At 43.1% G+C, this 14,453-nt stretch carries 11 protein-coding genes and 1 other RNA gene; 4 read left to right on the forward strand and 8 right to left on the reverse strand.

Annotated features, from left to right (window positions below; genetic code table 11):
- Window positions 1-10 precede the first annotated feature (10 nt).
- The 4 genes from K1M91_RS15775 (at window position 11) to K1M91_RS15790 (ending at window position 3,452) form a co-directional block, all read left to right on the forward strand.
- Window positions 11-991, forward strand: coding sequence for a MoxR family ATPase (locus K1M91_RS15775; protein WP_232803193.1), 981 nt, complete (start codon window positions 11-13; stop codon window positions 989-991).
- Window positions 978-2,273 carry a DUF58 domain-containing protein gene (locus tag K1M91_RS15780; protein ID WP_232803194.1) on the forward strand — a complete coding sequence of 432 codons (1,296 nt, stop codon included), beginning with the start codon at window positions 978-980 and terminating at the stop codon, window positions 2,271-2,273. The genes K1M91_RS15775 and K1M91_RS15780 overlap by 14 nt, the downstream gene beginning before the upstream one ends.
- Window positions 2,270-2,725 carry a hypothetical protein gene (locus K1M91_RS15785; protein ID WP_232803195.1) on the forward strand — a complete coding sequence of 152 codons (456 nt, stop codon included), beginning with the start codon at window positions 2,270-2,272 and terminating at the stop codon, window positions 2,723-2,725. Before K1M91_RS15780 ends, K1M91_RS15785 begins: the two co-directional genes overlap by 4 nt.
- A gap of 148 nt (window positions 2,726-2,873) precedes the next feature.
- Entirely contained in the window at window positions 2,874-3,452 is a 579-nt protein-coding gene (locus tag K1M91_RS15790) for a hypothetical protein (protein WP_232803197.1), read from the forward strand.
- A 342-nt stretch (window positions 3,453-3,794) separates the two neighbouring features.
- On the opposite strand, the gene K1M91_RS15795 is transcribed toward K1M91_RS15790, so the two are convergent.
- The 8 genes from K1M91_RS15795 to K1M91_RS15830 all read right to left on the reverse strand — a co-directional run bounded on the left by K1M91_RS15795 (window position 3,795) and on the right by K1M91_RS15830 (window position 14,436).
- Window positions 3,795-4,949 (reverse strand): hypothetical protein, encoded by a 1,155-nt coding sequence (locus K1M91_RS15795; protein WP_232803199.1) that lies wholly within the window; start codon window positions 4,947-4,949, stop codon window positions 3,795-3,797.
- Window positions 4,950-5,259: 310 nt separating this feature from the next.
- Window positions 5,260-8,232 carry a hypothetical protein gene (locus K1M91_RS15800; RefSeq protein WP_232803201.1) on the reverse strand — a complete coding sequence of 991 codons (2,973 nt, stop codon included), beginning with the start codon at window positions 8,230-8,232 and terminating at the stop codon, window positions 5,260-5,262.
- Window positions 8,229-9,509: a VWA-like domain-containing protein gene (locus K1M91_RS15805; protein ID WP_232803202.1), complete on the reverse strand. Its 1,281-nt coding sequence runs from the start codon at window positions 9,507-9,509 to the stop codon at window positions 8,229-8,231. Before K1M91_RS15805 ends, K1M91_RS15800 begins: the two co-directional genes overlap by 4 nt.
- A 3-nt stretch (window positions 9,510-9,512) precedes the next feature.
- A complete protein-coding gene (locus tag K1M91_RS15810) occupies window positions 9,513-10,508 on the reverse strand; it encodes a MoxR family ATPase (RefSeq protein WP_232803205.1) in 996 nt (331 codons plus the stop codon).
- Between the two features lie 843 nt (window positions 10,509-11,351).
- An RNA gene (gene ffs / locus K1M91_RS15815) (signal recognition particle sRNA small type) lies at window positions 11,352-11,448 on the reverse strand.
- Window positions 11,449-11,632: 184 nt separating this feature from the next.
- The gene (locus K1M91_RS15820; protein ID WP_232803209.1) at window positions 11,633-12,421 is read right to left on the reverse strand and encodes a sulfite exporter TauE/SafE family protein; all 789 of its coding nucleotides are present in this window, start codon (window positions 12,419-12,421) and stop codon (window positions 11,633-11,635) included.
- Window positions 12,422-12,597: 176 nt separating this feature from the next.
- On the reverse strand, window positions 12,598-14,022 hold the full coding sequence (locus K1M91_RS15825; protein ID WP_232803211.1) for a basic amino acid/polyamine antiporter: 1,425 nt from the start codon (window positions 14,020-14,022) through the stop codon (window positions 12,598-12,600).
- Window positions 14,023-14,241: 219 nt separating this feature from the next.
- Window positions 14,242-14,436, reverse strand: coding sequence for a CPXCG motif-containing cysteine-rich protein (locus tag K1M91_RS15830; RefSeq protein ID WP_232803213.1), 195 nt, complete (start codon window positions 14,434-14,436; stop codon window positions 14,242-14,244).
- Between the last annotated feature and the right edge of the window lie 17 nt (window positions 14,437-14,453).

Raw genomic sequence — 14,453 nt, forward strand, 5'->3', positions numbered from 1 at the left:
GGAATCAGCGATGAACGAACATAAAATAGGCTTACAACAAGTTCCTGATATTTGTCAGGCGGTATTGGCAGAGGTTGAAAAAGCAATTATCGGCAAAAGGCACGTATTAGAACAAGTGCTTGCAGCGTTATTGTCGCAAGGGCATGTGTTACTTGAAGATAATCCGGGGGTGGCTAAAACCCAAATAGCGAAAAGCTTTTCCAGGGTGTTAGGATTAGACTTTAAGCGCATTCAATTTACCCCTGATTTACTCCCTGGTGATATTTTAGGTGGCTTTATATTTGATCGCCAAAACAATCAGTTTCAGCTAAAAAAAGGCCCCATTTTTACCTCACTGCTATTAGCCGATGAAATTAACCGCGCATCACCTAAGGCGCAGTCGGCCTTGTTAGAAGCGATGGAAGAAAAGCAAGTGACCCTAGACGGTGAAACCTTAATGTTGCCACAGCCGTTTTTTGTCATGGCGACACAAAACCCGATTGAGTATGAGTCTACTTTTCCGTTGCCAGAGGCGCAGTTAGATCGGTTTTTACTCAAGCTCTCTGTCGGTTACCCCTCGCAAGAGCAAGAAATAGCCATTCTAGCCGCCAGGCAACACCGCCATACAGCGCAAGCTAGTTTAGAGGTGATCACCGAGTGCAGTGAACTTGTTGCGATGCAAAATGCCATCGAGCAAGTCACAGTGAGCGATGCACTGCAAAGCTACATAGTACAAATTGTTAGAGCTACCCGCAATTTGCCCAATGTAGTGGTTGGCGCCAGTCCGCGAGCCAGTCTCGCGTTGCTAAGTATTAGCCGAGCATGGGCTGCCATGCAGGGACGCGATTATGTATTGCCAGACGATATTAAAGCTATTGCCATACCGTGTTTAGCCCATCGATTAAGTTTATCGCCTGAGCTATGGGGGCAAGATCAAGCCGCTGAAAAAATCATTCAAGGCATTTTGAATAAACTTGCCGTGCCAATGGAGCAAGGTAATGGAGCAAACTAAATCCTTACAGCTGTTGTTTGTTATCTTTTTTGTAATGGGCTTGGTTACCACCAATGTCACGTTAGTCGCAATGAGCTTGTTCCCGCTGGCGTACTTATTAGCGGCTGCAGCAACTCAGCGGCCTGTTAAATTAAAAGTAAGTCGTGATGTGGCCACAAGCGAGAGCCACTTTACCCTGAGTTATCAGGTTGAAAATTTGGCAAGCAGTTTACAGTTGATATACCTCAAAGAGGCGATACCAGAGGCCCTAGCGCTTAATGAACAGGCATTGAACCAAGCTAACGGGACCAGTGTAACCATGGCTGCGCCGTTAACACAAAAGCGAGTTTTCAATCACCAACATGAATTAGTGGCAAAGAGAGGGCATTTTGAATTTAGTGATATGGAAATATCTGTAGCAGATTTTATTGGCCAAGTTTATCACCGTGAAAATGCACGTGATGTTCAAACTGTGAGTAAGGCTCCTGTGGCAAAACACATGGGCAGTATTCCACTTAAATCTAATAAAACCTTTGGCTTTAATGGTGTGGTAGCTGCGGGTAAGGCGGGCACGGGTGAGGCTTTTTTTGGCTTAACTCAGTATCAAGACCAGATGTCAAGTCGAGGGATCAATTGGCGTGCCAGTGCAAAACATGAAGAGTTGTTGCTGGCCAACGAGTTTGAACAAGACAGCAATATGAATGTTGGCTTGATTGTTGATGGTCGTCAACACGGCCATTTACATGGCAGCAGTGAGCTAGCTAAGGCGCTGGCAACCTGTTTAGACAACACTTTATCGCTTGGTTTAACCATGGCTAAGAGCTTACTGAACAGCGGTCACCGTCTAGGCTTGCTTACTCTCGGCCAGAAAATGGATTATGTGTATCCAAACTTTGGTCGTAGGCAATTGCTCAAAATAGAGCAAGCATTGACTAAAGTGGAGCCATCAACGGGAAGTGAAATTAACCTGTGGGCTCTTGAGCACAAACCGACAATGTACTTTCCAAATAAAGCGAATATCGTATTTATTAGTCAATTACAGCCCAGTGATTTGCCGCTGCTAAAAGGCCTTAAACGCGCCGGTTATTGTATAACGGTGATTGTACCCGATCCCTCTGGTTTAGTGACAGGCGAGCATCACGAGCAGATAAAAGCGTTGTATCATTTAGCGCGGCAAAACATCTTGGATAAATTTAGGCAACAAGGCTTTTATTTAATCAATTGGCAGATGGAGCAATCTTTTAACGCTTTTTACCACCAAAAGTTACTACCTGCTTTGCGGCTACAGAGGAAGATGAAATGATCTATGCATTTTTATTACAACTATTACCCGTGCTTGGTATTGGCGTTATGTATTATCCAACGGGGACGATGGTGTTAGTTATTGTGTGTTTATTTCCTTTTTATCGATTCCATAAAAATATCTCTGCGACCATTTTTTACCTTAGCAATGTGGCACTGTGTTTAATTGCCATAAATAGTGCGGGAGGGCAGGGAGACTTTTACTTTATTGTTACCGCTTTTGCTGCCGGGCTGGCAGGTTGGCAATTACGCCAGCAGCAGCTTGAACAAGATACACCCGCCTCATTAAAGCAAAAATTTAAACAATTAATGTTGTTAAGTACTGTGTTACTGCTTGTAACTAGCTTACTTAATTCATTACAACTTGGCTTAAACATGGTGTGGGCGGTGTTGTTGGTTTCAATGGTGTTTTGTTTATTTATTTTTGCAATTCAGTGCGTTAGAGATAAATAAGTAGCATGTGCGCTGTTCTTGCGCTGGCGCAATTTGAAGCTTTGCTCAGTTGCTTTATAATAGCCGCGAAAAATAAGGGCATGAAGTGGCCGAGATGGATGACTCGGCGAAGTATGCAAACGCAATAAATAATGGAAAACAAGCTGTAATGAAGTTATCAAAACGCCAAGCAAGAGCGAAAAGTAAAAAACAAAAATTTAACCAACAAAAAGCACATAAAGCGCAATCTGTTAATAAAGTCGCGCACAGAGCTGCCTCGGCATCAAAAAGCCAACCTGTTGCTAAAACAACAGCGACTAAAGTAACTAAGGCTGCAGCAAACAAATCTGAAGTCACTCATTCTGAAGCTGCCAAGCCCGTTGCAACAGCTAAGCCTGCTGAGCCAACCACTGCTTTTGACGTGAAGCACCCACTAGACGTGGTCAAGGCCGTTGACACAGCAATTAAATCTGACGATTTAACGCCAACCATCATGGGTAAACTGCTTAATGTGGGCGCGGCAAAAGTGAATAAACTTCTTGAAGATATTGCCTTTCAAGAAGCCAAACAAACAGGTAAAGCGCGCCAAGCAACGCCAGCGGGCGAAGTTTTTCTTTCAAAAAATAAAGCCAGTGGTTTAACTTGGAAGTTTGCTGCAGTTGAGCAAATAGCGTCACAGTTATCACTTGAATTAGACCAAGACTTGGTTAGCGAAGATTACCGCACCTTTGTGTTAAGTGCAGCATAACTCGCACATGCTAGCGCTGTTGATGTAGTAATCTGAACCACATCAAGCTTATGCCCAATCAACTTGAAGATGCATGTTTCAGAGCGTCACCGTGTTAACAACGATCTTAATTTTAAATTAGGGAAACACGGTGGCACTCCCAAAGGGCAAGTTTTACAGGCGTTTATGCCACGTGATTGGTTTTGATAAGGGAAAGCATTACCTGCTCAATGCCTTGCCTAAACGCCTGCAAACGCTTGCTGAAACCAAGCATCTCCAAATTGATTGAGTACTTACATGCCAGCTATCTTCCTACCTAGCCGTCATCGCCTCAAGGTGCACAAGCGCACGAACAATAACAGCTTAAAGATTTAAATCTTTCTCGATATAGGCCTTAAGGCCAGCTTTCTCAAAAAACATACCTGCATCATATTCGGTGACGAGTTTCAGTCGTTTAAGCTTACTGATGGCATTTTGCACTGAGCTTTTTTTAATGCTTTTCCCCATCTGCTCTGAGTAAAACAGCATGTCTTGTTGCGAATATTTGCTACGGGTGCCATGAAGGCGAAGATAAACCAACTTGTCAAGTTTACTGAGCCCAGCAGTAATGTAATCCAGCGCACCATCCACCTCTATTTTTCCCTTGATGGTCTTCATCGCCGAGCTAACATCTTGCATATTGGCGGTCATCTCAGTGAGTAACATACGCAACCAAAAAGGTGAGTAGTCTAGCTCTTTAAAGGCATCAGACAACTCGCGCTTAGCACAGTTAATACTAAATCGCTGCGCCAACACACCAAGAAAAAAATCAATACACTCAGGCTCAAGGTGAGGGAACTCAACCAAAGATGCGCTGTTATAAAAGGGCATTTCCCGCTTCGCAAATTTATCACCACTTAATACTTCAGCTTCCTTTTGATTGAACATGGCAGCAACACCGCCGCGCGAAGAGCCTGCGTATATAGCGCAAATTTCATCAAAGGTGTCAAAGTTGGTGCGCAAGCAGGCTTGCAGGGGCAAAAATTTTTCAGATGAATTTAAAATCTGCACCTCGTCTATGATAAACAGAGGGCGCTTGTTCATCTCATTCGCTAGTCTGATCACCTCTTTGATCTGTTCGCTTATTTGAGAAATTTCAGAAGGTGTCACCGTGGTGTGCACTGTTGATGTATCAACCGTTGCTTTGATCAAACCTAGGTTGATATCCAGTTTTTTTACCTCAGACGCAAGTAAGTCCTTTATCGATTGCTTAGCGCTCGATTTCATTGAACTGATAAAGCGATCAAGGGTCATAATGATATGTTCTTGCGGGCTTTCTTCATTCTCCCAAATATTGAGATAAATCGGCACAAAGCCAAGCTCAGATGCTTTTGGCGCAAGATCTTTCAGCAAAAATGCGGTCTTACCAATGCGCCGTACCCCTAACAGCGCAATCCGCGAAATAGGACTTAAGCCAACGGATTTTAGATACTGAGTGGCAAGCTCAGGTCGCTTATAATGCCAATCAACTTGTCTCATACCCATCCCAGTATTATAAAGTACAAAAATATTGTACTAGTCTATACCAAGCAAATGTAAGGTGCAAAGCGAATAGTAATTAAGCGTAGGTTTGTGTCAGTGACAATGAGCTGCATTCCTAACAGCGACGACAGTGCAACTATAGTGATACATTTTGTGCTGGAAACAACCATGAAAGTGGAATGAGCAACAACACTCAAACGACAAGCCACCAAGATCTTATCAGAGCTACACGCTTCTAAAGAGCAGTGTTGATCACCGAACATGCAGAGCAGAAGAGGCCAGCACATGCTGGCCTCTTTACGCCAAGTTAAGACAAGGGCTCTTTAACTTCTATTTCAAGTAACGTAAGTAGCTCAGCGAAGCTGTGTGGGTAATATAAAGGAGTGAACATATTCTCTGGGACGTCTGAATCATGTCCATATAAATAAGCTTCATTGGCAAATCGCTCTCTGCTAATGGGCTTAACGGAATGATGAGCCATATTTGTTATTTCAACTAGCCCCTTTTCCAGTAGTTTTTTATTGAAATTCTTAACCGTCATCTTTAAGTCAAACAGCTTTAGTAGGTTCGGTAGAGTCATTATGATTTTGTGACTTTTAATTCCTCTTAATTCGAGGACTTGGGCAACACGCTCACGAACAGTCCCCCAGTTAGTGTAGTGATAAGCTTTACATAAAGCCCAGGTAGGTAGGCAATTTAGATCTAAATGCTCAGAACTTGCTAGGTTATAAACGATAAACTCACGATCATGGCAAAGACGTAAAATCTGTTCATTATCTAACCTTTGATTACAGGCGATGTTTTTTCGTACTTGTATATCCTTGCTGTTGATTAACTGATTCACGTGAAGGGGATTCAGGTACTTATTACTAGCCAAACTCGGATAGTGTATATTTACATCCCCGCGCTGGGCGGCAAAGAAGGCTTTATCAAGAAACTCGCTGCAATTTGATTTCGCCAAGATAATTTTGTCCAGATCACTGGCACCGTTGATGAACTGAGAAGCTAATAGAATTCCATCATCGATGACTTTAGCCGCCTCGACGCGGAGGCGCTCAGCGCGGTTATCATCAACAAATATATCCTTGATTACTTGTTGCAAGCGTTCATTTTCAGACTTAGACAGTGTAAGTTCTTTCAAATTTTTAAGTGCATATAGAGTGATCAAATCATCTTTATCGGCTACGAGCAATAGGAGTAGCTCGGGTGAAACATTCTTGTTGTTGGTGACTTGTTCTCTTACATCTCGGGTTTTATCAGATGCAAGAATAGTCAGTAGTGCTAAATCTGACGTTTCCTTTGCAAGTTCTACCCGTTCTGGTTTGTTACCTAGGCTATTCTGGCGTGGGTGTTTCTTTACGGCAGTTGTCGTGTTGACATTAAGCTTGCGTTTTTTCGCAAGTTTTAATGCGTAAGTTTTCACTGAACTATCATTGTGTTCAAGTAATTCTTTCAACGAATCATTATCAATATATTCAGATTTGATCAGACTTTTAAGGGTTGTTGCATTGCCTATGGTTGCTAACATCCGATACTCATAGAATGAATACTTCCTAGCTGACGTGGCAACAAAGCGTCGTAGCGTTTGATCATCCGCTGAGATAGCCAAGTGGCGCACTTTATTTGGGTTTAACCTTGGTACTGATATACACCTGCGAATATCACGTTCATCGGTTAAGTTCTCAAGTACCCATTCGTATACAAAACTGTAGCCTTCACCTGTCATCAGCAAGTTTTCAATTTTTCCAGTGCTGTATTGTTCGGCTTGTGCACTTTCAGGATCTTCTTGTAGCTTAAGCACATATTTTGTATTGAGCTTAGTGTCTTGCGGAAAATACGCTGCAAGTCGAATAATGAAGTTGATTGGACAGCGAGCGTGGCGGGCCATCAATCGAGAAAACACAATGCCATGAGGGTTTGTTTTGCCTTGGATTTTAACAACATCTTTACTTGAGGTGTCAGGGTCGAGCAACATTTTTAGATGTTTTTGCCAAAGTACTTTTTTGCCACGCTGGTTGAGGATAATGTTAAGGACTTCATGGTTATCAATAAAGGAGTTGGCAATTCCACACCAAATGACTTCATCCTTACTTTTAACGATCAGCGTTTCTGCCTGAGCTGCGCTAAGGTTTGGGTTATCACTTAACGCAAACCAGAGATCTTTGTTGCCCGTTGCTATCAATGCATCGATTTGTGCAGCATCTTGCGTATGCAGTGCAATACCTATTTTGGCCCAGTTAGGCAAATCCTCTCGCTGCCAAACAGCGTTAAACACCTCTTGTGTTGCAGACTTGTGCAGAGTGGCTGCACAGCACCAGAGCGGCTCAGCGGTTGTGGCTATTTCTAATAATGCTTGTGTGGATACCGCTTCAATTCGCAGTAAATCAAGCAGTGCTTTGTCATCCAGCTTGTTATTAAGAGCTGTAGTGGTTAGAGCCTGATTCAGCTCACTCAGGCGTTCCTTAGAAAGCTTTTTTTTAGCCATCACAGCTATTTTGGCGTTTAAATCTTGTGCCAGTTGAAGCAACACCGTTTCATCAGCCCATTTGTTTTCTAACAATCGCTTTTTAATTTTTACAGAGCGATGAGATGCCAGAAAGTGTTGGATTTCAACGGTCAGGTCGTCTCTTTGTGCAACAAACTCAAGTTCGGTGACCTTCATTGCCGCTAATCTATTAGCGAGAGCTTGGATAGGTTGAAAAGCGGCAAGGGAGATTGGGGTTTTAGCCTCCTCGGCAAAGGCGTCGAAAATGAATGGAGGAGTTAATGCAAACAAATTACGCATCAGGCCCTGTCGGTATTCTTGATATCGATTACGGTTAGCGCAAAGCACTAGGATTTCATCAAAGTGGTCTTTGTCGTAAGTGTAGTGATTCAGAATATAGCGTCTTTCTTGTTGAAACAAACCAGAATAGATAAACATCGCTAGCTCTTTATGGGCGAGCGAACTTTTAGTCGTTTCCCATTCTTTTTTACCATCTGGATCTAACATGCCAAGCTGGATCAGCGCCATTGCAGGTGAGTCGACTATCCACTCAGGTTTAAACCGTTGCGCTATGGCGATCAATCTTGGTGGGCAATTAGGGTGCTGAAAAATAGACTGATATACCTTATCATCATTATCCACCCGGTGATGGAATACCCCATTTAAGAACCAGCCTTGGGTATTTTCTGACGCAACAAAGTTATCTATTTTCTCACGGCTGGCGGCGATTAACTCAGGGAGCCACTGGGTTTTAGGCGGGCATGTTTCAGCCTGGTATATCTCATTTAGTGTCATACGGATGTCTCCTTAAGTCTTACGATGATGCCAAATGGCACATTGCTATCATCACAACCATCTTCGGTAATTAGCCAGAGGACCGGGATTGAGGGGGCTTGAGCAGGGTAATCCCCAAAGCCGTCAGTGAAATAAATTACGGCTTGAGGTGCATCAGTAAATCGATTCTTCAGCTTTAACGCATTGAAGTAAGGTGCAAAGCTTGTTCCCCCACAGCCAATCGGCATCTGCAATTCAGACACCTTTTCAGGCATCTCGTAGGGGCCATATAATTCATCGTCTGCGTAATACACCTTAATATTTACCAGCGGGTGGCAGCGTTTTATGGCAATCATTTCGCTGACAAAACTTGATAGCTCACGTTTTGAGATTGAACCACTGGTATCAATGATCAGATCAATACTAAGAGATTCAGCCTGTAATGTTTCTGTGTAATACCCACAATAGATAAAGCGGTTATCAAACTCGGTATAGTCAGACAGAGTGGGGGTTGCATATTTCCAAAGCATTTGCCGCCAGTCGAGCTGTGTTTTGCAACTGAGCTCAACTTCTCGAGCCAAGCTATCGGAATGATTGCCGTAGTGAGGATCGGGATGCAATTGAGTGGCTTTAGTCGCCGCGCTGCGCCAATAGGTTTTCGCCAATTCGGTCTCTTCACTAGGAAGAGTGCTGAAATCAGCATGGACCTCATATAGCTTTATAAGCTGTTTAATAGCTTGCGTTTCGCCTATACCTTGAAGGTGTTCAGGTGCGTTGATCTTTTCAGTCGAGATGTCGTCTTTAGGCTTACCATCTGAGCTACTGTTTTGTGCATGATAACTTGACTGGACCGCCAAGGCATTTAAGTGAGCAGCTGTTTTGGCTACTTCTTTTTGCAGTGAAGCATATATTCGCTCAACTGAGTGTCCTTTAAAGCGGTGGTCCCAGGCAGTCATCGGGGCTATAGGCCAGTCTGTGGTATCGCTGATAATTTGATTCACTGATATATCGGCAGCGATATTCCACAATGGCTGGTAGCGTCCTTCACCTCGTTTAATGTGCTGCAAGGCAAGATGTAACACCTGATGTAGCATGTAACTAAACTGTTGTTGCTCGCTAAACTGTTGTAAAAACGCCGGCGATATGACCAGCTTTTTATGCTGTGTTTGAGCGTGAGTAATGTTGTCATTGAGCTCAAAGGTTGCGAACATCGCTAACGTTGAAAAAAAAGGGTTCTGCATTTTGAGCTTGAGCAAAAACTTACTCCATAGTTTCGCAGAGTCATTTGTTGCATTCATTTGCTAGGACACCAGTGAGACAAAGTCAGCAAGGAAGCGTTTGGCTGAGTTGTCCGTCACTATTTTGCGGGCAAACCCTTGATACTGTTCCAATGCTCGAAGGCGCGGGAAAAGGTCACTAGCGAAAAGATGAACCCATTCTTCATTGGCGTTAGTAATTAACCATTGAAATGCGGCTACGGCCTGTTCAGTATTTTGGAACCGTGACACCAATGCGGCAATGGTGGCATATCTTATGGACGGGTCGGGAGGGAAGGCCTCGGATGTTTTACCCTCAAGAATAGCGTCAATATTTGGTAGATGGTCACGAAGTTGTACAAAGGCACGGTATTCTTCAGCAGGGCCTTGACCCACAGCTGATTCAATAGATAGCCCAGCGCGAACCAGATTGGATGCCATTTCCCAGGTGCGAGGAGAAGGCCAAGCTGGGTCTGATGGGTGCATTTTGTGCAGCAGATCAGGACGGTATGTCAGAAAACCTATGATGGTTTCGCAAACATTATTAGCAAAAGCAAATTGTTTAAAATCGGTAAGTGAGGGGGCAACTTCTAAATGTAAAAAGCGGTTTGCCAGTGGCCCAGGCATCTCATATACCGCGGCGCGATCGGTGTTTCGGTTACCTGCTGCCCAAACTAGCCAGCCTTCAGGTAAGACATAATCGCCTACTTTTCTATCTAGGATAAGTTGTTGTGCCACGCCTTGCAGTGCAGGCGGAGCCATATTGAGCTCGTCCATAAACAATACACCGCGTCCCGCTGTCGGTAGAAATGCCGGAGGGTTCCAATGAGTCACCCCATTTACGGGTGAGGGTAAACCACGCAGGTCACTGGGCATCAACTGACTCAAGCGCACATCAACAAAGCCTATTTTGTTCGTTTTGCAAAGTTGAGAAACGATAGACGATTTGCCTACGCCCGGTGGGCCCCAAATCATCACGGCATGTTTTACGTCATTTTCAACAATGGATTCAAGGAAGGTAACTAGTTCAGATGGTGACATTAAATAACCTTTTTAAAAAGCTGACTGCTTATTTTGCTATATGTGCAATAAAGAGAGATCTAGAACTATAGACATTTAATCTTTTTGTCATAAGAGAGAAATGGCACCTCTGTGAGGTTTATCATTATATTTATTTGATGTAATGGAGTACCACAAAACTGAGTGGGTATTTTAGACTTGCCCAATTTTGCTTATTGAGGTGGTATTGAGTCTTGTATCATGTGTATTGATGTACACAAAAGAATTTTGTTGAATAAGAAGTCGTTTATTATCTGGTGCTTGGCAATTTTTTTATCTAGTGTTTCATATCCTTTTGCAAGGGCATTTTTGGTTGAGCTTTTTCCGACTGTTTATGAAATTGTGCTATCAATGATCTATTTTGATGTGATTCTATTATCTTTAGATCGTTTTAGGCCAAGATACAAAATTGAGTATGTTCTTTGAAAATCCTAGGGCCAAGTAAACTTGCCTTGATCCAAGCCGCCGTGTTGCCATTTTCATCGGTTTTTAAGTTGGCAAAGGCAAAACTGCCAAAGGCTTTTTCTCTGTTTACCACAATGGCGAGAGCTCCGTAATTTACAAAACAGCCTTCCGCTAGCTTATGAAGATTGGCAATATTAAGAGCGCATGTTGTTTATTTAAGTGGCTTGTTGTTGGTGTTTCGGAGCAGGGAACAATGTGCTTAGCAACGACACAGAATTAAGCAGGAATAGTCAAAGAATTGATGAGATAAAATAATGGTATTTCTTGGCATTAGAGCTATCGAAAAATAACGATTAGACTATAATTAAATTATGAATGAAGTAAGATGTTGAATTTTAGAATAATTTAGGTTGGGTGGTAACCCTAAAGCCACATCCCGGCACTTGAGTCATCCGCTGCGGTTGCTACCTTCCGGTCCTGGCCGAGTTCACGGAGTATCAATGCGAGAGGACCCTAGGGTCACCATTGATTCATTGCTTTCGCAACGGTGTGGATTATTACCTAACGGACTGGTCATTTCAATCTTTAATCTATCATTTTTGTTTGAATGCTGATTTTTAAAGCAATTTGATTTTTTGTTGCGCACTCGGTGTTTAGAGTTGCTGTTTTTTTGCCCATTAGAATAAGAGTTTTGTTTAACATTAGCTGAAGAACAAAAACTTAATGGCCACCAGCGATAAGATAGCTGCAAACAAGCGCTTCATTAGCAGTGGAGGCAGTTGGTGGGCAAGTTTTGCGCCTAATTTAGCAAATAGGGCACTGGTTAAAATAATGCCTAGCCATGCAGGTAGATAGATATAGCCAAGGCTGTATTCAGGTAATTGCGCGCTATCCCAACCTGAGTAAATATACCCTAAGGTCCCTGAAATGGCGATGGGCAGGCCGAGGGCTGAGGAGGTCGCCACGGCATTGGGCATGGCAACGCTACAATAAGATAAAAAAGGCACAGAAAGTGAGCCACCACCAATACCAAATAGAGACGATATGCTACCTATCACCGTGCCTGCAACACTTTGTCCCCATTTATTAGGCAGCTTACGCGCGGCGCTGGGTTTGAGGTTAAGTGCCATTTGCAATGCTACGCATAATGAAAATACGCCAATGAGTTTTTGTAATGCAGGGCCTGAAATATAATCAGCGGCAAATGCGCCGAGCCAAGTGCCAATAATGATGCCTATGCTCATTTGCTTAACCACTGGCCAAGAAATAGCTCTGCGTTTGTGATGAGCTAAGACAGAGCTACTTGAAGTGATGATGATGGTAGCAAGGGAAGTTCCTACGGCTAAATGTACCAAGACATCGGCTGGGAAGTTGAGCAGTCCAAAAGCAAAAATCAGCACAGGGACGATAATCACACCACCGCCAAGGCCAAATAAGCCAGCGATTAGCCCTGCACAGGCCCCCAAAATTAAGTATATTATAATGCTCATATTTGCCTGCTAATCTGGAAATTTGATTTATTTTGCAGCAGGTTACCATTGGGCGTTTGAGAACAACAGTGTTTATCTAGGCTGTTTTTGAGCTGTTGAGTGAATAAACAAAAAACTCAGCTTGGCGCGTTAAAGTCAAACCGAGTTTGTCATTATCCTGTCAGATGGCAATGTTGTTATAGGTTGATGGTGCCCGTTGCAATCATGTAACAGGCCGTTATGGCCATAAAAATAAGTAAAGCAGCAAAGGTTTTTTCTTTGTGGCTAGTTAAGAAGCTTTCATCGGCTTCTTTTTTGGCTTTGCGATATACCCAGATGCCAGGTGCATATAATAATGCGCAAAGTAGTAGTGCGTCTAAACCGGCGGCATAAACTAGCCAACAGCTGTAGAGAGTAGCGATAATGGCAATGATTAAGCTGCTCATTTTGTGTTCGCGCTTTTGTTGGCTAATAACCAATTTAACGGCGTAGGCGGCAGCTAATAAGTAAGGTAGCAGTACCGCTGACGTGGCGATGTAAACCAACGCTAAGTAAGTGCTTTCTTGTACCAGTGTCATGATCAAGAAAAACTGTACTAATAACGTGGATGCCCATAATGAAAACGAGGCTGAGCCATTTTTGTTTTCACGACGAAAACAACGAGGAAATAACCCCGATTTAGCGGCAACAAATGGCGCTTCAGCCGATACCACAGTCCAACTTAGTAATGCACCTGATACCGAAATAACCAAGCCTGCACTAACAAATTTAGCCCCCCATGGGCCTAAGATATGCGCTAAAATTTGCCCCATAGATGGGTTATGTAAAGCGGCTATTTCTGGTTGTGTCATAACACCAAAGGTAAACAGCGTTACCATGATATATAAGGTGAGGGCGCAGATCAGCGCAATGATCGTCGCTTTGCCAACGTCACTGCGGTTTTTGGCGCGACCAGAAACGATCACCGCGCCTTCAATACCAATAAATACCCATAAGGTCACCATCATTGAGGCTTTAACTTGATCCATAACGCTACCGAGCTCAGGTGTGGCAGTTCCCCAAAAATCGAAGCTAAATTTTTCATACTGAAAGGCTAAGATCACTGCCACTATAAATACGATAATTGGCAGTAATTTAGCTATCGTGGCCACGATGTTGACAGCTGCCGCCACTTGCACGCCCCGCAGTACCAAAAAGTGCATGGTCCAGACTAAAATAGAGGCGCCAATAATAGCGGCAACGGTATTTCCTTCACCGAACAGTACCCAATCAGTGGTGTCGGTGAAAATACTTAATGCACCGAAAAACACTACGGCATAAGACACATTGGCCAATAAGTTACAGATCCAATAACCCCAAGCGGAGTTAAAACCCATAAAATCGCCAAATCCTGCCTTGGCATAGTCAAAAATGCCACCTTGAAGCTCAGGTTTCACTTTGGCTAAAAAATGAAACACCAGCACCAAGGCTGACATGCCTACGCCGGTGATCAACCAAGCGATACTAACCGCACCCGCAGAAGCGCCGGCCGCAATGTTTTGTGGCAAGCTGAAAATACCAGCCCCAATCATAGTGCTAATGACTAAAGCGACTAATGATGCAATGCCTAGTTGTTTTTGCAAAGGAAACCTCGATTAGTGAATAATTTTATATAATTAATATTATTGAGCTCACCATTCTGCCATATATTAAATTAACAAATATAAGTAGGGTTGGTTAGCAGGTCGGGCACAATAAATGTAATGCGTTGAGAATTCAACTAGCAAGGTGTGTAAAACACAAAAATGAATAAAAATTCTCTTTTAATGTTGGTTTATGTCAAAAAATATTAGCCTAATAAGCTATTCTTCATCTGAATTAACGATGACTTCTAGTCGGTTTGTTAGTTCATTTGCGTGTAAATGAATATGAATAGGATGGCAACATTGACGGCAATCTTCGTAAAAATCTTGATCCCCATTACTGGCGTCGAGAGATACGTCAGTGTGATTACCACAAATAGGGCAAGTAATTGATGCTTCATAAAAGTTGATCATGCTACACCTCTTTCATG

It is taken from the genome of Motilimonas sp. E26, assembly GCF_021278025.1.
In the GTDB taxonomy this organism is placed as follows: Bacteria; Pseudomonadota; Gammaproteobacteria; order Enterobacterales; family CBDFNC01; genus Motilimonas.